This is a genomic window from Vicinamibacterales bacterium (assembly GCA_036496585.1).
Taxonomy (GTDB): Bacteria; Acidobacteriota; Vicinamibacteria; order Vicinamibacterales; family 2-12-FULL-66-21; genus JAICSD01.
This window is the reverse complement of the sequence record DASXLB010000034.1, coordinates 1-21,933: the sequence shown is the minus strand read 5'-3', so window position 1 is coordinate 21,933 and position 21,933 is coordinate 1. Positions and strand designations below refer to the sequence as shown.

The 21,933-nt window shown below is 68.8% G+C and carries 18 protein-coding genes; 8 read left to right on the top strand and 10 right to left on the bottom strand.

The genetic code is table 11. The features are described 5' to 3' along the window. Positions 1-80: 80 nt before the first annotated feature. Together VGI12_11550 and VGI12_11545 are read right to left on the bottom strand one after the other, a co-directional pair. Positions 81-542: a hypothetical protein gene (locus VGI12_11550; protein HEY2433297.1), complete on the bottom strand. Its 462-nt coding sequence runs from the start codon at positions 540-542 to the stop codon at positions 81-83. Beyond that, complete coding sequence (locus tag VGI12_11545) at positions 539-871, bottom strand: helix-turn-helix transcriptional regulator (protein ID HEY2433296.1); 333 nt, start codon at positions 869-871, stop codon at positions 539-541. The genes VGI12_11550 and VGI12_11545 overlap by 4 nt, the downstream gene beginning before the upstream one ends. Positions 872-1,055: 184 nt before the next feature. Between VGI12_11545 and VGI12_11540 the strand changes: the two genes are divergently transcribed. Then, positions 1,056-1,463 (top strand): hypothetical protein, encoded by a 408-nt coding sequence (locus tag VGI12_11540; protein ID HEY2433295.1) that lies wholly within the window; start codon positions 1,056-1,058, stop codon positions 1,461-1,463. Between the two features lie 12 nt (positions 1,464-1,475). Here the strand turns inward: VGI12_11540 and VGI12_11535 are convergent, their stop codons facing one another. Continuing rightward, on the bottom strand, positions 1,476-2,222 hold the full coding sequence (locus VGI12_11535; protein ID HEY2433294.1) for an NAD(P)H-binding protein: 747 nt from the start codon (positions 2,220-2,222) through the stop codon (positions 1,476-1,478). Positions 2,223-2,330: 108 nt separating this feature from the next. On the opposite strand from VGI12_11535, the gene VGI12_11530 reads away from it, so the two are divergent. Continuing rightward, the gene (locus tag VGI12_11530) at positions 2,331-4,808 is read left to right on the top strand and encodes an ABC transporter permease (protein ID HEY2433293.1); all 2,478 of its coding nucleotides are present in this window, start codon (positions 2,331-2,333) and stop codon (positions 4,806-4,808) included. A gap of 106 nt (positions 4,809-4,914) precedes the next feature. Here the strand turns inward: VGI12_11530 and VGI12_11525 are convergent, their stop codons facing one another. The 3 genes from VGI12_11525 to VGI12_11515 all read right to left on the bottom strand — a co-directional run bounded on the left by VGI12_11525 (position 4,915) and on the right by VGI12_11515 (position 7,913). After that, positions 4,915-5,649 (bottom strand): RNase H family protein, encoded by a 735-nt coding sequence (locus VGI12_11525; protein ID HEY2433292.1) that lies wholly within the window; start codon positions 5,647-5,649, stop codon positions 4,915-4,917. A gap of 104 nt (positions 5,650-5,753) precedes the next feature. Next, positions 5,754-7,292: a DUF6178 family protein gene (locus VGI12_11520; GenBank protein ID HEY2433291.1), complete on the bottom strand. Its 1,539-nt coding sequence runs from the start codon at positions 7,290-7,292 to the stop codon at positions 5,754-5,756. 126 nt (positions 7,293-7,418) lie between these two features. After that, entirely contained in the window at positions 7,419-7,913 is a 495-nt protein-coding gene (locus tag VGI12_11515; protein ID HEY2433290.1) for a VOC family protein, read from the bottom strand. A gap of 103 nt (positions 7,914-8,016) precedes the next feature. On the opposite strand from VGI12_11515, the gene VGI12_11510 reads away from it, so the two are divergent. Both VGI12_11510 and VGI12_11505 read left to right on the top strand, forming a co-directional pair. Next, a complete protein-coding gene (locus tag VGI12_11510; protein HEY2433289.1) occupies positions 8,017-8,586 on the top strand; it encodes a DUF2585 domain-containing protein in 570 nt (189 codons plus the stop codon). A 96-nt stretch (positions 8,587-8,682) separates the two neighbouring features. After that, on the top strand, positions 8,683-9,861 hold the full coding sequence (locus VGI12_11505; GenBank protein ID HEY2433288.1) for a cytochrome c peroxidase: 1,179 nt from the start codon (positions 8,683-8,685) through the stop codon (positions 9,859-9,861). 24 nt (positions 9,862-9,885) lie between these two features. Here the strand turns inward: VGI12_11505 and VGI12_11500 are convergent, their stop codons facing one another. Both VGI12_11500 and VGI12_11495 read right to left on the bottom strand, forming a co-directional pair. Then, a complete protein-coding gene (locus tag VGI12_11500; protein ID HEY2433287.1) occupies positions 9,886-10,098 on the bottom strand; it encodes a hypothetical protein in 213 nt (70 codons plus the stop codon). A gap of 153 nt (positions 10,099-10,251) precedes the next feature. Further along, positions 10,252-10,899 (bottom strand): hypothetical protein, encoded by a 648-nt coding sequence (locus VGI12_11495; GenBank protein HEY2433286.1) that lies wholly within the window; start codon positions 10,897-10,899, stop codon positions 10,252-10,254. A gap of 128 nt (positions 10,900-11,027) precedes the next feature. On the opposite strand from VGI12_11495, the gene VGI12_11490 reads away from it, so the two are divergent. From VGI12_11490 to VGI12_11480, 3 genes are read left to right on the top strand one after another with little or no spacing between them, the layout of a single operon-like run. Beyond that, entirely contained in the window at positions 11,028-11,489 is a 462-nt protein-coding gene (locus VGI12_11490; GenBank protein ID HEY2433285.1) for a hypothetical protein, read from the top strand. Next, entirely contained in the window at positions 11,474-12,832 is a 1,359-nt protein-coding gene (locus VGI12_11485) for an MFS transporter (protein ID HEY2433284.1), read from the top strand. Before VGI12_11490 ends, VGI12_11485 begins: the two co-directional genes overlap by 16 nt. Before the next feature lie 20 nt (positions 12,833-12,852). Beyond that, a complete protein-coding gene (locus VGI12_11480) occupies positions 12,853-15,498 on the top strand; it encodes a PVC-type heme-binding CxxCH protein (GenBank protein HEY2433283.1) in 2,646 nt (881 codons plus the stop codon). A gap of 18 nt (positions 15,499-15,516) precedes the next feature. Here the strand turns inward: VGI12_11480 and VGI12_11475 are convergent, their stop codons facing one another. Next, a complete protein-coding gene (locus tag VGI12_11475; GenBank protein ID HEY2433282.1) occupies positions 15,517-17,769 on the bottom strand; it encodes a fused MFS/spermidine synthase in 2,253 nt (750 codons plus the stop codon). Positions 17,770-17,902: 133 nt separating this feature from the next. Here VGI12_11475 and VGI12_11470 point away from each other — a divergent pair, with 133 nt between their 5' ends. Beyond that, on the top strand, positions 17,903-18,997 hold the full coding sequence (locus tag VGI12_11470) for an ATP-binding protein (GenBank protein HEY2433281.1): 1,095 nt from the start codon (positions 17,903-17,905) through the stop codon (positions 18,995-18,997). Here VGI12_11470 and VGI12_11465 read toward each other — a convergent pair. Further along, the coding region (locus tag VGI12_11465) for a hypothetical protein (protein HEY2433280.1) at positions 18,984-21,933 on the bottom strand (2,950 nt) is incomplete at its 5' end. The genes VGI12_11470 and VGI12_11465 overlap by 14 nt on opposite strands.

Below are 21,933 nucleotides of genomic sequence, written 5' to 3'. Positions count from 1 at the left end.
CGATCGCGTCACCGGCCTGAAATGGGAAGACTGGGCAGTATCCCTGCGTTCGAAGTAGGGTTTGCGATGCTCGACCCGCCTCAGGAACGCGAGATCCTCGTCGTGCCGCGCGCCGAGTCTGCGCCATCATGCATGACAATCATGACGACCCCGAGCGCGCATCCGGCGAGCGCAGATGCGAGGAACATCCACCACGCGGTCGGTCGGACGAAACTCAGGAGGCCGGCGAAGATCGCAAGGCCGAGGCCGCCCACGCCAGCGCTCGGGCTTGTGCTGAGATTGACGGTAGGGAAGCGCAGGCCGAAGCGACGGGTACGTTCGACCGCGTCGGCAGGCTGAAGATCGACGAGGCGCAGCGGCCGGATTTCACCGGTCCCCGAACTCGAAGCGGCGGCAATCGCGGCGAACACCTGCACCCAAAACCACAGCGTGGAGGGGCGCTCCCCAAACTGCTCGACGAGGTCCCCGGCCAGTGGCTCGCTGTCGGGTGCGAAACGCTCGAGCAGCGCCAGCGCCAGTCGCGGTGGAGTGCGGGATTTCATGGGAGTGTCTCCTTCAATTGGGGCAAGCCGCGCCAGAGCGCCACAAGCGCCTGCTGCGTGGCCTTGACGGCTTGCACGCCGCGCCCGGTCACCCGGAAGTAGCGCTTCGCGCGTCCGCCGCGCGCCGGCGTGGAGGCACCGATCGCCGACGTGACGAGCCCCGTCCGCTCGAGACGGTCGAGGGCGGCGTAGACGGCGCCCAGCAGAACACGGCGGCCGGCGGTTACCTCGATTTCCTTCGCGATCTGCACGCCGTAGGCTTCCTCGCCGCCGCGGAGCATGGCCAGCAGAATCATCAATTCGAAATCGGTGAGCAGTTGCCGCGACATATCTTCACATATTATGAACTTTAAGGACCGGCGCGTCAAGCCATTGCACGCCTTTTGTCGGTAGAATTCGCAGCGAGGTGTCTCTCCGATGACCACATGCGCAACTGTCGGCGTCGTCGGGCTCGGGTTGGTGGTAGCGCTGAGCGGCCCGGCCCTCCAGGCCCGTCCAGCGTCACCCGCCATCGTGGAGCCCGCCGCGGCCTGTCCGCTTTTGACCTCCGCCCAACTGACCGCCGCAACCGGGGCGACGTTTGGCGCCGGCACGCCCATCTCGGCGCCGACATCCTGTCAGTGGTTCGGCCAGGGCAAAATAGTCACCCTCGTGATCCGGCGACCACTGGCCGGCAAGAGCCCCGTCGATCAGTTCAACACCGGGAAGGCGTCGACACTCCCGGGCATCACGGTCGAGCCTGTCGCCGGCGTCGGCGACGACGCGTATTACGTGTTCTTCGCCGGCTCGAATCGCGCTGGCTGCGGCCTGGTCGTCAAGAAGGGCGCATCGGCCTTTGAAATTCGCGTCTACGGGTTCGATCTCGCGCAGGCCAAGACAGTGGCGAAGGCGCTGTCCCAGAACGTCGCCAGCACGTTCTGAACCGACAAATGATCACGCCGCGTCGCGGTCGCCCGCGATGAAGAACGGCACCATTTCTTTGTACTCGAGAATCTTCACTGCCGGAGTCGTGGGGCCGGTGCTGCGCGCGAGCGCGGAGAATGCCTGCTCGGATTGCGCGACCATGGCGCGCGCCAGATCGTTCTTGTGAATCGAGTGGTAGCGCGACGGCATCGCCCAGTGGATCAGGGGCATGACCACACCGAGTGACGCCGGCGTGTTGGAGTTGCCGAGGATCACAGCCGGGCGGTAGAGCCCGAGGAAGTCGAACTCGAGCGCCTCCGACTGCTTCTCCTTGTCACCGATGTTGCGGACGTACTTGACTGGCGATCGCGAGTCGGCACCGGCTGCGGTCATCATCGCCAGAACGCGAGCGCCGCCCGCCTTGGCCGCAGAGGCAAAGGCAGTGGGATAGGCAATCTCGATCCTCCGCACCTCCTCGTCCGTCATCTTCGCGCTGCCCTTGCCAACGCCGAAGGCCGCGAACGCGATGTCCACGCCCCTGGCGTGCGGCGCGAGCTCGTCGGCCAGCGTGTCCATGTTGACAACCACCTGCTGCACTTTGGGGCTCTCGAGAGCCGCGACGTGGCGGCGCGTCACGACCGCCACCTTTCTGCACAGCGGGCTCTGTACGAGCAAGCGCAGGATCTGCCCGCCTACGTTACCGGTGGCGCCCAGCAACATCGCCGTGTAGTCGACGCCGGCCGCCATCGACGCGTCTTTGTCAATCGACCGTGCCATGTCTCAGGACCCTACGCCCATATCAATCCTCCGCGTGTCCGAGGAGTATTTCACAGACGGTCACGCTCGCCGGCGACACGACGACAGTCACGGTAGACTGCTGCGACCATGAACGGGCTCCTGCTCGATCTGCGGCACGCCTGGCGGCAGATCTGCCGCACACCACGCTCGTCGGCGCTCATCGTGATCATGCTGGCGCTCGGCGCGGCGGTGCAGACGACCTCGCTGGCGATCGTGGACCGTGTCGACGCGCGATATCTTCCGTCAGCGCCGCTCCGCCACGTGTTCGCGCTCGGTTTCCTGAACGGCGGCACGGCGCCGATCCCGGCGATCCGCATGACTACGCTGCGTCGCCTCGAAGCGGTCCCACCGCCCGCCATGGCGGCCGCCGCAGGTGTCGGCTTCCATGAACCGGCCATTCTCATCGCCGCCGGTCGCGCGACGACGGTGCTCGCCGAGCCGGTCACCGGAGGATTCGCCAGGACTTTCGACCTTCATGCCCAGGCGGGCCGATGGCTGGCTGCTGACGATGACCGTCCCACAGCACCGCCGGCCGTTGTCATCAGCGATCGCCTGTGGCGGGAGTGGTTTCATGCCGAGGCGAACCTCGCTGGGACCACCATCGTTCGCGTATGGGGACAGCCTTCGTTGATCGTCGGCGTCGCCGAACCCGGATTCCGCGGCGTGCACGCGGGCTTCGAGACCGCCGACCTCTGGATCGCCGACTCGGTCTGGTCGACGCCCGCCTTCCACCCGATCTGGCCAGCCGCAATCCGCGACGACCACGCGCTGACGCCCTTCGTGCGGCTGCGCAGCGATCACGCGGCTGCGGAACTCGCGGTGCAGCTCGACGCCTCGGTCGCAGTCTCAACGACTCGAGTCGCGGGTCGTTCGGCCGGAGCGGTCCTGACGTCGGCCAGCACGGCGCTTTCGGCGCCCTTCCAGTGGTTCCGCACGATCGTCTACGCACTCGGCGGCCTCGTCTTTCTCGCCGTCTGCGCGAATCTCACGAATCTCTTCTACGCCCGGAGCGCCGCCCGGACGGCGGAATTCGGTGTGCGCGTCTCGCTCGGCGCGGGCACCGGCCGCCTCGTCCGGCTGATCGCGGTGGAGACGACGATGATCGGCATCATGGCCGGTTGTGGAGCGACGGCGATCACGGCCGCCGTGATCGGCGCCGTCAGTCACGCGTTCCCAGTGATCGATCTCGATCACAATCGCGTCACAGGACTGACGCTGACACACGATCCGTGGCAACCGCTGTTTGCCGTGGTGGCTGCGGGAGGCGCTGCGCTCGCCATCGGCGCGCTGGTATCCGTGCGGGCAGCTCGTCGATCGCCGCAGCTTTGGTCGATGGCCCTGCCGAGCGGCGGTGCCGCACCGCACGACAGTCTGCGCACGGGGCTCGTCGCGCTCCAGGTGACGGCGGCGCTGGTGCTGGTCATGGGCGCGGGCCTGTTCCTGGAGAACCCGCCCGCCGACCTCGACCTGGATCGCCGCGTCCGGTTCGACACCTCGCGGCTCACGGCCGCTGGCCTCGATCTGTCGATGCACGGCTTCCAGGAAGGGGAGGGCCGGTCGTTCTTCCGGCGGCTCCTGGTCGAAGTGCAGGGTATCCCTCACGTTGAAGCGGCGGCGCTGGCCACCGGCATTCCGGGCGGCGGCGCCCAGGCGAGACCGTCAGAGACACCGCTCATCGCCGAGGACTCGCCGACGCACCCGACGGGGAACCCGCGGCGCATCCGCGCGTCGATCGCGGCGGTGTCCCCCGGCTTTCTTTCGGCACTCGGGCTCGCCGTCAGGGCAGGCCGTGACTTTCGATCCTGGGACGACCTCTCGGGTCAGCCAGTCGCGATCGTCAGTGACAGCACGGCCGTCGCGCTCTATCCTCACGGCGGCGCGCTAGGGCGGACCGTTCAACTCGGCTTCGGCGGCCGATGGGCCGCGATCGTCGGCGTCTTTCCCGACCCCGTGGAAGGGGCGTCCGACGCAGGCGTATTCGCGCGCCCGTCCAACGTCATCCTGGTGCCGCTCGAGCAGCGCTATTCGCCAAAGCTGTACGTCCTGGCGCGAACGGACGTCAAGAGGGACATCTCCATAGTCCTGCTGGCAGCCGTCGCGCAGAGCGACAGTCGCGTGGCACTCTTTCAGCCCGAAACGGTGGAAGACGGGTTCATGGCCTGGATAGCGCCGGTGCGGGCGGCGAACCGCCTCCTGATGACACTCGGCGGACTCGCCCTGCTGATCGCGCTCGTCGGAATTTACAGCCTTCTCGACCTCGTCGTATCCCATCGAACCAGGGAGTTCGGCATCCGGATGGCCCTGGGGTCCACACCGAATGCACTCGTGCGGCTGGTGCTGCAGCAGGCCACACGCACCGTCCTGATCGGGCTGCTGGCCGGAGTCTTCGTGGCGACGGTGGCGTCCCGCCTGATCGAGAGCGCCGTGGTACGGGTGATGCCGAACCAGATCGCCACTTGGGCGATCGTGCCGATCCTGGTGCTCCTGACCGGCGTGGCGGCTGCCTACGTGCCGGCGCGCCGCGCCGCTGCGGTCGATCCCAACGTCGCGCTGAGGCACGACTAGGCCACACGCAGCGGGCGCGGAGACAGGCGTTGCGGAGCCTGAGGCGCGCCCGACAGCTACGGGCGATCGACGACGCGTGGGTCGTGGTAGCGGGCGGGCTGGCAGCCTACTCCATCTGCCACGCGCGCAGAATCGCCGTTTCCTCGGCGGCGCTCATCGCCTTCTTGAAGCGCGCGCCGGCGCGCCCCTTCACGCGGCGCTCGCAGTCGGCCCACGTGGCGTGGCGCGCGAGCTGGCCGTCGACGACGCTGAGATACGAGAAGGGCGCGCCCTTCGCCCGCGGGCCGCCGCCTGAGGACGAGCGCGCGGGCACGTCGGTCTCGGACGGTAGATCCAGGATCGCGTACGGGTAGCCGAGCAGCGGTCCGCGGTACAGCGTGATGGGCAGGCCCTGGGCAAGACCGTCGGCGATCGCATCCACACGCTCGTTACCCGGAATGCCCGCGTGCCCACGCACGTAGTGCCAGGCCACGCCGCCCTTGCCGCGCGCCGAGACGAGCGCGTCGAGCCGCTCCCACAAATCGCGATTGAGGACATCCGCGCCCGCCGCGGTTTTCCAGCCTCGCTTGCGCCAGCCGAAGATCCACCCGCGGATGCCTTGAATCACGTAGGTCGAATCGGTGTAGATCGCCAGCGCGCCTGGCAGGCCGCGCAGCGCCGACAGCGCTTCGATCGCCCCCGTCAGTTCCATCCTGTTGTTGGTCGTGGTCTGCGCCGCGCGCGCCCCATGCTCCGTCACCTCGCCAGCTGGCGTGACGATGATCACGCCCCAGGCGCCGGGACCCGGATTGCCTTTCGCCGCTCCGTCGGTAAAGACCACGATTGCTTGAAGGTCGCTCATCAGATCACGTCGAAGGCCAATGGTACCGCGCCCGCGCTCCATGCCCGCGATCATACGTTGGTCGGTTGGCCGGCACTCCTGAGGGACGGCGATCGTGCCGGGCCTCACCCTTGTAGTGCCGACCCCAGCGTCGCGACCCAGGCGCGCGCGACGGCAATGTCGGCGTTGCGCGTCACGAACGAGACGGCCGCGGGATCGACCCTCAGCAGCCGCTGCGAGGTCAGCGCGGCGTGCAGCGTCGGACACTCGTCGACGAGCGCGAGCAGCGCCGCCCACGCGCAGGCGTCGAGCGAGAGGATCGCGTCGAGCGATTCGCGAACGTGCCACGGCGTGCCGCGTTGCAGCTCGCGACCGAGGGCGTGACGAAGCGTCTGCAGCGACCACTGCAGGTCGCGGTCCGGCGAGTCGAGATCGCGCAGCACGTCGTGCAGCGTCCTTGCCGTGTGCAGGCAGACGTCGCGGAAGAGGAGCGTCCAGCCGATCCGAAACGCCACGACGAGGTCGCGTGCGCCCCAGGCGTCGGGCCAGTTCTCGAGTCCGAGATTGCACGTCGCCGCCGCGGCGTCGGCCGCCTCGCGTGGCGTAAATGGGCGGCCATTGAATGCGCACCCGGACAGCAGGACGTTGACGAGGAACGCGAGCACGGCCTCGGCGCCAGGGTCGGACGCAGCGAACGCGCGGAGATGCTCGAGCGGCACGCTCTCCGGTGCGCCGGCCGTCAGCAACGCGCGCGGGGGAGTGACGAGGCCTTCGTCGACAAGAATCTCCATGACGGCCGTCACTCGCGCGACCTCTTCGGATGACCCGGCGGCGTCATCCGGCGACGAGCCGGGGTCCACGGTCTCCCGATCGGCGGACGCCTGTGCCAGGTCGCGGAGGCAGGCGAGCGCGACCATGTCGACAGCCGGCCGAGGCCCGTCGAGCCCGATGTCGCGGGCCGCCTCCAGGAACGCGCGCGCCGGCGCGGGCGCCACGTAACCCTCCCGATCGCGGCGCGTATCGCGACCGATCGCGAGGTCGCGCATCTGCTGCTCGCGATCATCCAGGATGACGTCGCAGCCATCGGACTCGCGCGCGTCGTCCGACAGGCCGATCACGGCGCGCAACAGCCGATGGAAGAGGATCGAGTCCGCCGCCTGCAACTGCGTCAGCAGTCCGACCACGGCGTCCCATGTCCGTGGCCGGCGCGAGACGAGCACGAGCCCGCCGAGCTCGCAGTGCGGGGCGTCGCCAAGCTGGCGCCCTTCGAGCCACTCGCCCTCAAGCGTCACGTAGCCCGACACCGAGGCCCCGTCGAACACGCGCAGCTGCTGCGCCAGGCCGCCGACGACCACCTCGGTATCCATTGCCGCAAGCCGGCCGGCGGCGACGTGCGGGTCCATCTCTGCCAGCATCTCCAGCCACTCGGCGAAACGGTCGGCGTCCAGCACGTCGTCGCCGCCAGACGCCGGCGGGTGCCACAGGTCGATGTCGAGCAGGCGCTGGAGCTGCGCGGGCGTCGCCAGCGCGACGATGTCGCCGCAGGCGTCGAGTCCGCAGTGTTCGATGACCCGGTGGAGAACCTCCGGCGCCAGGCGGGGAACGACCTGCTCGATGCCGGTGGTCCCGAGCAGGCGAACGACGAGCGGCTGCGATTCCGACATGGACCCGCTGATGATAGCGGCGGCCGGTCCCAAGAAACAGTCTTGAAGACCGGCAGCGTGTGCGAGAGAATATAGATGGCCGCTGTTGTTCGTCCGCCCAGCGGCTCGCGGCGGCGGCGATCGGTGTTACGCGCGGGCCGTCGCGAGGCTCTTGAAGAATGCGTCCTGCCGCTGCTGCATCTCCCCTGGCGTCAGGTCTTCCTTGCGCGTCGCGATCACCCACTGGAACCCGAACGGATCGAAGACCATCCCCAGGCGATCGCCCCAGAACTGATCCATCAACTGTCCCATCGGTCCTGGTGCGATCGTCGCGCCGGCGGCGACGGCGCGATTGAACACCGCGTCCACGTCAGGCGTGTAGATCCAGAGCGTGATCGGCGAGCCGCCCAGGCTCTGCGGCGTCTTGCCGCCGCCCATCTGATCGTTCAGATAGAGGACAGAATCGCCGACCCGGATTTCGGCGTGCATCACCTTGCCATCGGGCCCCACCGCCCGCCCGGACGCTTCTTCGGCGCCGAACACCTTTCTGTACCACTCGATCGCCTTGGCGCTGTCTTCGAACACCAGGTGCGGCGTCACGGAGTGAAGCCCCTGCGGAATGTAGCTCTTTGCTTTCGCCATCTGACCTCCTGTATGACAGCTAGTCGAACGGACGTGCCGGAGATCGACAGCGGCTCCGGGCCAGATCGCCTCGAGTTGCCGACCTGAGGTATAAACGACCCGATTGCGATCCCGCCGCCAGTCGATTCTGACCGCCGCAGCCGTCGTGGCGATCATGGCCGCGGCGGCGGCGACTGAATACGCGATGGGCCGCTCGCCGATCTGCCGCTGCGGCTACGTCGAGCTCTGGCACGGCGTCGTCAAGAGCTCCGGCAACTCACAGCATCTCACCGACTGGTACACCTTTACCCACATCATCCACGGGGCAGGATTCTATGCGCTGCTGTGGCTGCTGGCGCCGCGCCAGCGGGTCGAGTGGCGGCTGCTGGCCGCGGTGTTCGGCGAAGCCGCGTGGGAGGTGTTCGAGAACACGCCGTTCGTGATCGAACGGTACCGGGCCGCCACCATCTCGCTCGACTACTACGGCGACAGCATCATCAACTCGATGTCGGACATCACGGCGATGCTGCTGGGATTCTGGCTGGCGCGGCGGCTGCCGGTGTGGACGACCGTGCTGCTGGTGCTGAGCATCGAGGTCGGCGTGGGCCTGGCGATCCGCGACAATCTGACGCTGAACGTGCTCATGCTCATCCACCCCGTCGAATTCATTCGCCGCTGGCAGATGGGCGCGTGATCGGCGGGTTCGACGGGCGCCGCCATCGCGCGGCGCGCCTGCGGTAGACTTTCGACAGGATCCTCTATGGGGCCATCGCTGCGGTCGGGTGGAGTGATGTTGGGTTGCGTCGCGCTGGCGGCGGCGCTGGCGCGGGGATCCGAGCCGCCAGCCGTCCAGCGACCGGCCAGCGCCGCCTTCGCACCGCTTCCGGCGACGGTGCCGTCTCCCGCCGACAACCCCTCGACGCCGGAGAAGGTCACGCTCGGACGGCTGCTGTTCTGGGACCCGATCCTCTCGGGTTCACGCGACATCGCGTGCGCCACCTGCCATCATCCGAGCTTCGGCTACACGGACGGGCGGGATCTACCGATCGGCACCGGCGGCACGGGGGTCGGACCGGCGCGCGCATTCCGCAGCGGCACGACGCCGCTCGTCAAGCGCAACAGCCAGACGATTCTCAATGTCGCGTTCAACGGGATCGACGCGTCGGGACACGTCGACCCGGCGCAAGCGCCGATGTTCTGGGACGTGCGCAGCCGCGGCCTCGAGGCCCAGGCGCTGGTGCCGATCGAATCGCTCGAGGAGATGCGCGGCGGCGGCAGCGTCGAAGGGCATGGCGTCGCAGGCGCGGTTGCGCGGGTCGCCGCCATCGCTCAATACCGCACGCTCTTCGCGAGCGCCTTCGGCGGACGTGACGCGGTGAGCGCGCTGAACCTGTCGCGCGCGATCGCCGCCTACGAACGATCGCTCGTCACGCTCGACACGCCCTTCGATCGGTTCATGCGCGGCGATCGCCAGGCGATCACCGAGGTCGAACTGCGCGGAATGGACGCGTTCGAGAACCACGGCTGCACGTTGTGCCACAACGGGCCGATGTTCTCGGACTACAAGCTGCACGTGCTCGGCGTGCCCGACAACTCGAAGCTCGGCGACTACGACCCTGGCGCCGAGCACCGCTACGCCTTCCGCACGCCGACGCTGCGCAACCTCGCCTTTACCGCTCCCTACATGCACAGCGGCCTCATCACCAGCCTGGGCGCGGCGGTCGGCTTCTACAAGACCGTCGGTGGCGGCGCGCCGCTGTTGATGCACTTCGACACGCCGGTCACGATCGACGGCCGCCGGGTGCTCGGTTCGCCGGTCGGGCGCGATCAGCTCGATCCGCTGCTGCGCGGCGTCACCGTCAACAGCGAACTCGACGACATCGTCGCGTTCCTTGGAACGCTCAACGGCACTTTCGATCGCACCACGCCCTCACGCGTGCCCAGCGGATTACGCCCCGGGGGCCGCTGAGCGGCGGCGCCGTTCGGGATGAGACTACTCGCGGCCGTGCGGACCCCACCAGCCCTGCGCGTTGAATTCCTCCTGGAGGCGCAGCCAGTGCTGGTGAGCCTGATCCGATGAAGCGAATGAGCTGACGCGCTCGGCGGTGCCTGGCTCGGCGACGACGATTTCGTAGCCGCGATCGCCCTCGGGCGGACGGATTTCGCACCGGACGAACGACGAGCCGCGACTGAAGAAGTAGAACATCGATGTACGACCTCGCGAAGACGGCCGGCGAGGTGGACGCTGTCGAAAATCGGCACATGAGGTGCAGATTTGTAACGTCCGCGCCGCAAGACCGCGCGTGCGTTCGCCGGTGACGGGTTTCGGATCCCGACCTCAGCAAAACGCCTGCCGCGATCAGAGTCCGAACGCGACGAACGGCAGGTAGTCTGCGAGCTGCTTGCGATGCGGCTCGAGGAGCGTCTTGTTGCGCGGGGGAACGGCACCGCCCGGCACGGCGTCGAGCGGCACGCCGCCCGGCAGTGAGCCGCTCTTGACTTGTTCGACGAGCCGGGTGTAGTCAACGGCGAAGAATGGGATGTCGAGCGCGCGATACGCCTCGGCCCGGATCCAGCGGTACTCCGACAGCGAGAGCCCGGCGGCGTTGAGCGCGTCGACCTGTGCCTTCTTCGCGTCGACCCAGCCGCTCGCCAGGTCGCGATAGGCCGAGACGAGGGCCGGCATGTCGACGACGGTCGCGTCCTTCTTCTCCGCGAGGGCCTGATAGTTGCGCTGGAACGCCGCCGCGTTCTGGCCGGCGCTTTCGCGCACCAGCGTCAACACTTTCATCAGCTGCTCGACCTGCCTGGCGGTCAGCTCGCCGGTCGCGGGCGCGACGTACGTCTGCTGAGCGCGGATGCCGCGCTCGATCTGGCTGGCCTGGCCGAGCTGGGCGAACTGCTGGACGGTCGACTTCACCTTCATGTAGGCGTAGTAGCTGCCGCCGGCGATGGCGATGCCGGCCACGACCAACACGGCGAAGCACCCGATTGCGAGCTTCTTCATCGAGAATCCTTTCGCGGAGGGCCTCTCTTATACCGCACTTGGGACGGCAGAGGTAGACGATTTCGCCGGACCCTCTCCCGGCGGCGCCTCAGCCGGGTCGCGCTGACGATTCCGTTACAATAGGCCGAATGCTGAGGGCCGCGGTCCGCGTGCTGATCGGGGTCGCCGTCTGTGCGGCGTTCTTCCCCGGTGTCGCAATGGCCGAGCGCGTCAAGGGACGGGTCTATGACGTCGACGAGCGCCACAGCGAGGTCAGCCTGGACGTGGCCGGCCGTCACCACACCTACCACATCGAGGATCGGACCCTCTATCGCGTGCTGCGACGCGATCACGTCGTCCTCGTGCGCGCCGAAGTGCTGCGCGGACGTCACACCATCGTCGACGCCGAGCCCGCCGTTCTCGAAGGGCGGGTCGAGAAGGTCGACCTCAAGCACAACAAGATCGTCATCCGCGACGCGCAGACGAAAACGCGGCGCACGTATCTGCTCGATCCGGGAGCCGCGCGCGATCTCAAGACCGGTCAAAACATCACGTACGATTTCGAGGAGCGCGGGTCGCACGACGTGATCACCCGCTGGCACCGCCCATAGCCGCGCCACCGCTCGCGAACCCGGCACGGCGCGCCGGGACTTTTCGCTGGGTCATCTGCGGACTGCTGTTCACGGCCGCGACGATCAACTACGTCGATCGCCAGGTGATCGGCCTGCTCAAGCCGACGCTGCAGCAGCAGTTCGGCTGGACCGAGATCGACTACGCCGACATCATCTTCGCGTTCCAGCTCGCCTACGCGATCGGCTACGTTTTCGCCGGCCGCGTCATCGACCGCATCGGGACCAGAGCGGGCTTTACGCTGTCGCTGCTGATCTGGAGCGCCGCCGCCATCGCGCACGCGTTCGCCACCAGCTTCGGGCCAGGCGTAGCGCGCCTGCTCGGCGCCTGCGGCCTCACCTATTCGGCCTCGGTGGCCGGCTTCATCGCCGCGCGGTTCGCGCTTGGACTCGGGGAGTCTGGCAACTTCCCGGCGGCGATCAAGACGGTCGCCGAATGGTTCCCCAAGCGCGAGCGCGCGCTCTCGACCGGCATCTTCAATTCGGGCACGAACATCGGCGCGCTGCTGACGCCGCTCATCGTACCGGTCATCACCGCCGCCTACGGCTGGCAGTGGGCCTTCGTCGCGACCGGCGCGCTCGGGCTGGCCTGGCTCGCGGCGTGGCTGCCCCTCTACGGTCCGCCCGCCGGCCATCCGCGCGTCGGCGCCGACGAGCTCGCACTCATTCAGAGCGATCCGCCGGACCCACCGGTGCACATCCCCTGGCTCGCGCTCATCCGATACCGCCAGACGTGGGCCATCGCGGCAGCGAAGTTCGGCACCGACCCCGTCTGGTGGCTGTATCTCTTCTGGATCCCCGATTTCCTGCATCGCCGCCACGGCATCGATCTGCAGTCGATGGCGATGCCGCTCGTCATCATCTACCTGATCGCCGACGCCGGCAGCATCGCGGGCGGCTGGCTTTCGTCGGCGCTCCTCGCGCGCGGGTGGACGGCCAACGCGGCGCGCAAGACCACGCTGCTCATCTGCGGTCTGTGCGCGCTGCCAATCGCGCTTGCACCGACCGTCCGCTCCGAAGCGCTCGCCGTCGCGGTCGTCGGCATCGCGACGGCCGCGCATCAAGGGTGGTCGTGCAACGTGTATACGCTCATCTCCGACATGTTCCCGCGCCGCGCGGTCGGATCGGTGATGGGATTCGCCGGCATGTGCGGCGCGGTGGCCGGCATGCTCATCGCCAAGATCACCGGCTACGTGCTCGAGACGACAGGCAGCTACGCGCTCATCTTCATGATGTCGGCCTCGGCGTATCTGGTGACGCTGCTCGTCGTCCACCTGCTGGTGCCGCGCCTCGAACCCGTCCGGCTTGATTCACCGACGCCATGACTCATCCACGCTCTTTCGCCGTGCCCTCGATCGTCGCCCTCGCCGTGGCCGCTGCCGCCGCACACCAGGCCGGCGGGCAGTGGCCACCGCCGCTGACTCCGCTCTCGACCAGCGCGCCGGTGCGATCGCCGGCCGACGAACTGAAGACGATCGTCATGCCGCCGGGCTATCACCTCGAGCTGGTCGCCAGCGAGCCGCTCGTACAGGACCCGGTCGCCATCGACTGGGACAGCGACGGACGGCTCTGGGTCGTCGAGATGGCCGGCTACATGAACGACATCCAGGCCGACCACGAGCACGACCCGGTCGGCCGCATCGTGGTGCTGGAGGATACCGACGGCGACGGACGCATGGACAAGCGGACGGTATTCGCCGACGGCCTGATCTCGCCGCGCGCGATCAAGGTCCTCGACGACGGCGTGCTGGTCGGCGAGCCGCCGCACCTATGGTTCCTGCGCGACGCGAACCACGATCTCAAGCCGGATGGGAAGACGCTCGTCACCGACGACTACGGCCGGCTCGACGCCAACGTCGAGCACAACGCCAACACGCTGCTCTGGGCGCTCGACAACTGGATCTACACGTCGGAGGTCGACACGTTCCTCCGTCGGAAGAACGGCGTCTTCGAGGTTCGCCATACCCTCTCCCGCGGCCAGTGGGGCGCCTCGCAGGACGACGCGGGGCGCGTGTTCCGGAACACGAACGAATCGGCGCTGCATGCGGACGTCGTTCCCACGTACTACTACGCCCGCAATCCGGCGCTGACGCGGACACGCGGCAGCGACGAGTTCCTTGGTCACGCGCCCGACGATCTCAACGAGGTGTGGCCGGCCCACCCGACACCCGGCGTCAACCGCGGCTACCAGGCCGGAATCCTGCGCGCCGACGGCACCCTGGCGCGCTTCACGTCGGTCTGCGCGCCGACGGTGTATCGCGGCGATCGGCTGCCGCAGGAGCTGTACGGCAACGTGTTCGTGGCGGAGCCCGCCGCCAATCTGGTCAGCCGGACGATCGTGACCGACGAGGGGACGACGCTCCGCGCCAGGAAGGCGTATCCGCAAGGGGAATTCATCGCCTCGACCGACGAGCGGTTCCGGCCGGTGTATCTCTCGTCGGCCCCCGACGGGACGATCTACGTCGTCGACATCTACCGCGGCATCATCCAGCATCGGGGGTTCATCACCGAGTACCTGCGCGACCAGATCCTCTCGCGCTCACTCGAACAAACGATCGCCCACGGCCGTATCTGGCGGGTCGTCCATGACTCGACGCGCCGCGGGCCGGTGCCGGCGCTGTCGCGGGCGAGCAGCACGGCGCTGATCGAAACGCTGTCGCACCCCAACGGCTGGTGGCGCGACACCGCGCAGCAACTGCTCGTGCAGCGCCGCGATCCGGCGGCAGTGGCGCCGTTGAAGGAGCTCGCGCGGACCGCGACCGTGCCGCACGTGAAGCTGCAGGCCCTCTGGACGCTCGACGGCATCGGCGCGCTCGAGTCAGGGCAGGTGGTCGCCGCGCTCGGCGATCCGTCGAGCGACGTCCGGCTCTCGGCGGTGCGCCTCGCGGAACGCTGGCTGGACAATGACGCCGCGGTGCGCACGGCGGTTCTCGCCCACGTCAACGACCCGTATTGGGAAGTGCGCGAGCAGGTCGCCGCCTCGCTCGGCGAGCTGGCCGCGCCGCTCAAGGCGGACGCGATCGCGTCCGTGCTGGCGGGCAACGGCAACGACCCCGTCGTGGTCGACGCGGCAATCAGCGGCGTCGCCGGCAGCGAAGGAGCGGTGATCGACGTTCTGGGGCGCGCCGCGGCCGACGAGGCCAACCGTCGCACCGCGGTCACGATGCTGGCCGCCACCATCGTCTCGCGCGGGAAGGACGCCGAGGTCCAGCAGATGTTCGACGAGGCTGCCGACGCGTCGCGCCCGCCATGGCTGCGCTCGTCGCTGCTTCGGGGAGCCGAGGTCCAGCTCCTCGGCGTCGATGCGCAGACAGGTCGCGGGCGCGCGACACTGACGTCGCCGGCGGATGCGCCCTGTCCGACGTGTCCGGGCGGACGAGCGGGCCCTGGCGGCGCGTCGGCATTCCCGACCGGGACGACGGCCAATGCGGGGCGTGGTAACGGCGGACGCGGGCGCGGCGCGGCCCGGCCGCCGCTCAAGCTCGATCGCGAGCCGGCCCTGGCCGCGCTCGCCGCCCGCAACGACGAGCTGTCGACGCGGGCGCGCGACCTCCTCGCGCGGCTCGAATGGCCCGGCAAGCCAGGAGTGGCCGCCGTCACGCCGCTCACGGCTCCGGAGCAGGCGCGGTTCGATGCGGGCAAGGTCGTGTACGGAAATCTCTGCACCGCCTGCCACCAGCCGGATGGCCGCGGCCGCGACAAGCTGGGTGCGCCGCTGGTCGGCTCGGCGTTCGCGCTGGCCGCCGATCCCACGATCCCCGCGCGCATCGTCTTGAACGGCAAGGAAGGCCCGATCGCCCTGATGCCGCCGCTCGGCAACGTGCTCTCAGACGACCAGATTGCGGCGGTGCTCACCTACGTGCGGCGCGAATGGGGACACACCGCCTCGCCGGTGGATGCCGCGGTCGTCGCCGCGACGCGCAAGGCCACCGTCGATCGCGCGCGGCCCTGGACGAACGACGAGCTCACCAAGCTGCTCGGTGGCGGCTGATTCGGCGCCCGGCGCGAGTCAGTGGGTGCCGAGCACCGACAGGATGTTGGAGAAATCGTCGGTCCACAGCGGCGTCGAGGGCGACGGCGTGAGGGGCTGCCATCCGTGGTGCTCGATGAGCGGCGTGATGTCGGACCGGGTGCGCGACATCGCGATCCAGTCGGAGGCGTTTTTGCCTTCAGGCCAGCCGGCGCCGGTCAGCTCAACCCGGCGCGCCGCGAAGAGACCGCGATCGAGGGCCAGCCGGCCGATGATCGGCGCGAGCCGGAGATGGCGGTTGGACACGTGCATCACGAGCGAGCCGCCGGGCGTGAGCCGCGAGAGATACAGGTCCAACGCCTCGCGCGTCATCAGGTGCACCGGAATCGAATCGGAGCTGAAGGCGTCGAGCACAATCAGGTCGTAGCTCCGCTCGGGCACGTTCGAGAGCGACATCCGCGCGTCGCCGGCCACCACCGTGCAGCGGCTGCCACACGCCTGCAGGAACGTGAAGTACGGTGCGGTGCGCGCGATCGTCTCGATCGCCGGATCGATTTCGAAGAAGGTCCAGTGCTGGTCGGGCGTCGCATAGGTCGCGAGCGTCCCGATGCCGAGGCCGACGACCGCGATCTGTCGTCCACCCGACGCCGACGGGAGGACGCGCCAAGCGTCCCCGAAGGGACCCGTCGAGTGGAAGTAGGTCAGCGCCTCGCCGCGGCGGGCCGGATCGAGCGATTGCAGGCCGTGCAGGGTCGTGCCGTGGGCGAGCCCGTGGTAGCGATGAGCGGAGTCTTCGACGACGCGATAGACGCCGAAGAAGGTGCGCGTCGCGAAGAGCAGTCGCCCGTCGGGGTTGCCGAACGCGAGGCCGGCCGCGAGCATCGCCGCGACCGACCATCCGAAGCGCATCGCGTCGCGCCGCTGGGAGAACGCCAGGACTGCCGGAACCGCCAGCATCGCCAGCGTCATCGCGCGCGGCTGGGCGATCCCGCGGACGCCCAGTAGCGCGGCCGCGGTCGCGACGGCGACCACCGTGGGAACGAAAGCAGTCCGCCAGCGCGGAGCGTTGTGACCCGTACCCCAGCCCAGCAGAAGGCAGCCGGCGAGGAGTACGAGCGGGTATTCCGCCACGCTGTTGAACGCGTGCGGCGCCACCAGCGCGTTGAACAGGCCGCCCAGCATCCCGCCGAACGACAGCCAGAAATAGAACTCCGTGAGGCGCGAGGCGTCCGGACGGTCGGCGGCCAGCTCGCCGTGACAGGCGAGTGCGATGACCGCGAACCCGCCGAGATGGAGCAGCAGCATCGCCGTCAGCGGATCGTGAACGCCGGCCACCATGAAGAGGGCCAGCGGCACGACGACCAGCGGCAGCACGCGGCGCGTGATCGACGCGGCGGGCGCCATCCAGCGTCCGAACGCGATGGTGAACGTCAGCAGGTACAGGCTGAGCGGCACAATCCACAGCAGCGGTACCGCGGCCACATCGGTGGAGATGTAGCTGGTCACGGCGAGCATCAAGCTGGAGGGGATGAAGGCGAGCCCGACCCAGCGGAGCCGGCGGCCGAGCGTCAGTGGCACCGCCGGCGTGGCAGCGGTCGCCTCGACCCGATCGCCGGCGGGCCGCTCGCGGCGCACCGCATACAGTCCGCACGCGGCGGCGAGCACCGCGAACACGCCGTAACCGGCCGTCCACAGACCCGCCTGATTCCCTAACGTCAGATGCGGTTCCACCAGCGTCGGGTAGGCGGCCAGCGCCAGCAGACAGCCGGCATTGCTCGCGGCGTAGAGAAAGTAGGGATCGCGGCCCGACGGATGATCGGTTCGCGACAGCCAGTGCTGCAGGACAGACGCCGTCGTCGAGAGCACGAAGAAGGGCAGACCGATCGTGCGCGACAGCAGGACCAGCAGCCAGGCCAGCGGCTGCCCTGACGGCGGCGCGACCGCCCCGGCCCTGATGAGCACCGGCAGCACGAAAGCCGGCGTCGCCAGCAGCGCCGCGTGGATAGGGAGGTGCAGGCGCAGTGGGAGGCGGCGCGAGGCCGCGAACGCATAGCCATAGCCGGCCAGCATCGCGATCTGGAAGAACACCACACAGCCGTTCCACACCATCGGCACGCCGCCGAGGATCGGCAGGACCATGCGGGCGATCATCGGCTCGACGAGAAACAGCAGGAAGCCGCTCAGGAACATTGCCGACCCGAACAGCGGTACGCCGATGGCGTCGGCGGTATCGAGACGGGCGACGGAACGAGCGGGCGCGGCCGCCGGGCGGCCGGTGGCGACAAACTCCATCGGCGCGGCGCAGGTTGCAATTGGAATACCGCGCGCGGCGCGGCGCGGCCGGTGCCGCCTTGGCGGAATCCGATTACAAACACGCCAGGCCGATCACAAATTCGACACGGGGAGTAATGCTATCGTCGCAGGGGTGGCTGAGGGTACAGTCGACCGGCTCCGGCTGATTCTGGAGCACCTGCCGCATCCCACCTACGTGTGGCGGCGCCATCACGAGGATTTTCTGCTCGTCGAGTACAACCGGGCGGCCGACGCGCTGACCCGGGGGCGGATCAAGGAGTACATCGGCCGGCCGCTATCGGAGATCTTCGCGCCGCGCCCCGACGTCATCAACGATATCCACGAGTGCGCGCGGACCGGCGAGGTCATCCAGCGCGAGGACGCCTATTACCTTCGATCGATCGCCGAGTCGCGGCTGCTGGCCGTCACCTACGCCTTCGCGCCGCCCGACATGGTGATCGTCCACACCGACGATCTGACCGAGTTGCGGAGGCTCGAGCAGGCGCTGCGGCAGGCCCAGAAAATGGAAGCGGTGGGGCGGCTCGCCGGCGGGATCGCGCACGACTTCAACAACCTGCTGACCATCATCCTGGGCTACGCCGAACTGCTCCAGGTCCGCCAGGATGTACCCCAGCAGGTCCTCCTCGACGCCAACGAGATCGTGAAAGCCGCGGCCAGCGCCGCCACGTTGACCCGGCAGCTGCTCGCGTTCAGCCGCAAGTCGATGCTCGAACCGAAGATGATCGATCTCAACGAGGTGGTCGAGCACGTGCGGTCGCTCATCCAGCGGCTGGTCGGACCCGCCATCGAGGTCGAGGTGCGACTGGCGGCCGACGTGCGACGCGTCCGCGCCGATCCCGCGCATCTGCAGCAGGTGATCATGAACCTCGCCGCGAACGCCCGCGACGCCATGCCGGACGGCGGCCGCCTGACCATCGAGACCGGCAACGTGACACTCGACGAGCGCTACGTCGCCGAACACCCCGGGGCGGCGCTCGGCGACCAGGTGATGATCGCCATCGCCGACACCGGAATCGGGATGGACGACGAGGTGAAGCTGCGGCTCTTCGAGCCCTTCTTCACCACGAAAGAGCTCGGCAAGGGCACCGGGCTCGGACTGGCGAGTGTCTATGGCGCGGTCAAGCAGAGCGGCGGGTCGATCTGGGTGGTGAGCGAACCCGGGCGCGGCTCGACACTCACGATCTTCCTGCCGGTCATTTCCGAATAGCGATCGCCGGCTGGCCCGCCGCCGTACGGGCCGCATTCAGCGCCGCAAGATCGACGGTCGACGCGCGGGTCCATTTCGCCAGCACTGCCGTCGCCTGGCGCCGCGCGTCGGCGCACGCCGCCTGCTCGCGAGCGGTCGGCGTCGCCTCGGCCGCCTGCATCGCCATTGCGGCGGCCATCATGGCGGCACTGGCGCCATCCAGCGTCGGCGCCGCCGACGATCCCCCGCCGCGTCCGCCGCGTCCGCCACCGCCGGCACCCCCGCCGAATCCGCGACCGCCCGCGGGCGGCGGCGGCGCGATATCGATCAACGCCTTCCGGAGCGCATCTGCATCCGGCCCGGCCGGCTCGAGCTGGGCCGCGAGCGCCCGTGCATCCTCGGCCGCCTCGTGCAGCCGCCGCGCACCGGTGTACATCTCGCGCGTCAGTGTGTTGAGCGTGGTCAGGCCGATCGCGGGCGTCTTCACACGGGGATCGAGATGGAGCGTCAGCGGCTGAGTCGACGTTTTGCCGCCGGCGGTCAGCCGGACCGAATAGGTGCCCGGGGGCGCCCACGGCGCGCTGACTGCTGGATACGTCCGATGCGGCACCGCGGCGCTCCCGCCACCCCGGCCGCCGCCTTCGCCGAGCGGCTGGTACTTCAGGTCCCAGAAGACGCGATGCATGCCGCCCTGCGTCCCGACGATCATCGGCGGCGCCGGCCAGTAGAGTGGCAAGCCGCAGTCCGCGGCGTTGGGATTCTGCTGGCAGATCTTGTTGTACGCCTCGGGATCGCTCGCCGGATCGGGACCACGCGCCGGATCGCCGCTCGCGAGCGTCCGCACGACACCGCCGCTCGCATCGAGGATGTCCAGGGTGACGGGGCCGGACGCATCGGCCGCGAGAAAGTAATCGAGGATCGCGCCGGGCGGCGGATTCTCTCCGCCCGGCAGTTCCGGCGGCCACGGCGTCGGGTCGTTCATGCCGAAACGAACGCGCACGGCCGGCGCCGGCTTGACGAGATACGGCGCGCCGCTCGCGGCGGCCTCGCGGATTCTCGCCGCGTCGCGCAGAGGGGTGAGATCGTCAAGGATCCAGTAGCCGCGGCCGTGCGTGCCGGCAACGAGATCCGCGCAGAGGCAGCTCGCGTCGTCCTTCACCTCGAGATCGCGCACGGAGATCGCCGGCATATCGAGGCGCAGCGACTGCCAGTGGTCGCCGTCGTCGACCGACGCCCACACCTGCGTGTCGGTCGCGGCATAGAGCAGCCCCTTGACCTTCGGATCCTCGCGGATCGCGTTCGACACCCAGCCCGGGGCGATGCCGGTGTCGATCTCCGTCCACGTCTTGCCGCCGTCGTGCGTCCGCCAGAAGTGCGGATTCCAGTCGTCGATCCGCATCGTGTTGGCGGCGGCGTAGGCCGTGAGCGTATCGAAGTGCCCCGCTTCGATGTTGAAGATGCGGGTCCACGGCTTGATCTGCGGCGGTGTCACGTTCGTCCATTTCGCGCCGCCGGTCGTCGTCACCTGGATGTTGCCGTCGTCGGTGCCGGCCCACAACACGGCGAGGTTGCTGGGCGAAGGGGACAACGCGGTGATCGTACCGAGCGGAGCGGGCTTCACCGTGGCGGCGTACTTGCCGGCGTTGGCCGGCACGTCCCACGTCTGGCGGGTGAGATCTCCGCTGATGCGGGTCCAGCTGTTGCCGCCGTCGAGCGTCTTGAAGACGACGTTCTGCGCGTAGAAGAGGACATGAGAATCGACCGGCGACCATTCGAGCGGCATCGTCCGTACGTTGCGGCGGGGGCCCTCGGGCGGCACGACCGTCCGTGTGCCGGTGACCGTCGTCTGACCCAGCGCGGCGGCGACGGCCGGTGCGGGGGCCGTCAGGTCAGGGCCGACGCTCCTGGTCTGTCCGGTCCGGCGGTCGTAGAGCGAGACGCTGGTGCGCGCGCTGCCGTAGACGAGATCGGGATTCTTCGGATCGGGGGCGGCTTCGCCGTATTCCTGGATGTTCACCGGATGCCAGTCGTGGAAGGTGATGCGTCCGTCGTTCGAACGGCTGTCGACGCACGCCGATCCAGAGTCCTGCTGGCCGCCGCACACGCGGTAGGGGAAGGCCTTGTCGGTCGAGACGTGGTACATGGCGGCGGTTGGCTGCGTGTACCAGTTGCTCCAGCTCGCGCCGTGGTTCGCCGAGATCACCGCCCCCTGGTCCGACACGAGGATGAGGATGTCGGGATCGTTGGGATTGATCCACATCTTCTGGTAGTCGTCGCCGCCCGGTGCGCCGCGCACGGCCGACCAGGTGACGCCGCCGTCTTCGGTGCGCCAGAAGACGGTGGAGCAGCTGTACACCTCGTCAGGATTCTTCGGGTTGACTGCCAGCGTCGGCAGATCGCCGCCGCCGATGCGCGCCAGCGGCCGCGCATCCGGATTGGCGGTCCCGCTGCCGGCAGGGCCGTGCGCGGCGAGGAACCAGTGGGCGCCGGCGTCGTTCGTGCGATAGAGCGCCGTTCCGCCGCCACCAGCACCGGCGCCGCCGCGGCCACCGCGGCCGGCGGGCGACGCGCTGAGGCTGGCGACCATCGCGTAGACGGTCCTCGGGCTGCTCACGGAGATCGACAGGTTCGCCTGGCCGACGATCGGCAACCCTTCAGTCAATGGATTCCACGTCGAGCCGCCGTCGGTGGATTTGAAGATGCCGCCGGTGTTCTGCTCCGCGGTGCCGCCGAAGGCGCCGCCTTCGATGAAACTCTGCTGCTGCTGCCAGAGTGCGGCGTAGACGACGTTCGGATCGGACGGGTCGATGCGCACGTCGTCGCTGCTCGTGTACTCGTCCTTGTAAAGGACCTTCTGGAAGGTGCGCCCGCCGTCGGTCGTCCGGAAGACGCCGCGCTCGGCGTTCGGGCCATAGGGATGGCCAAGCGCGGCGACGAACATCGTATTCGGATCGCGC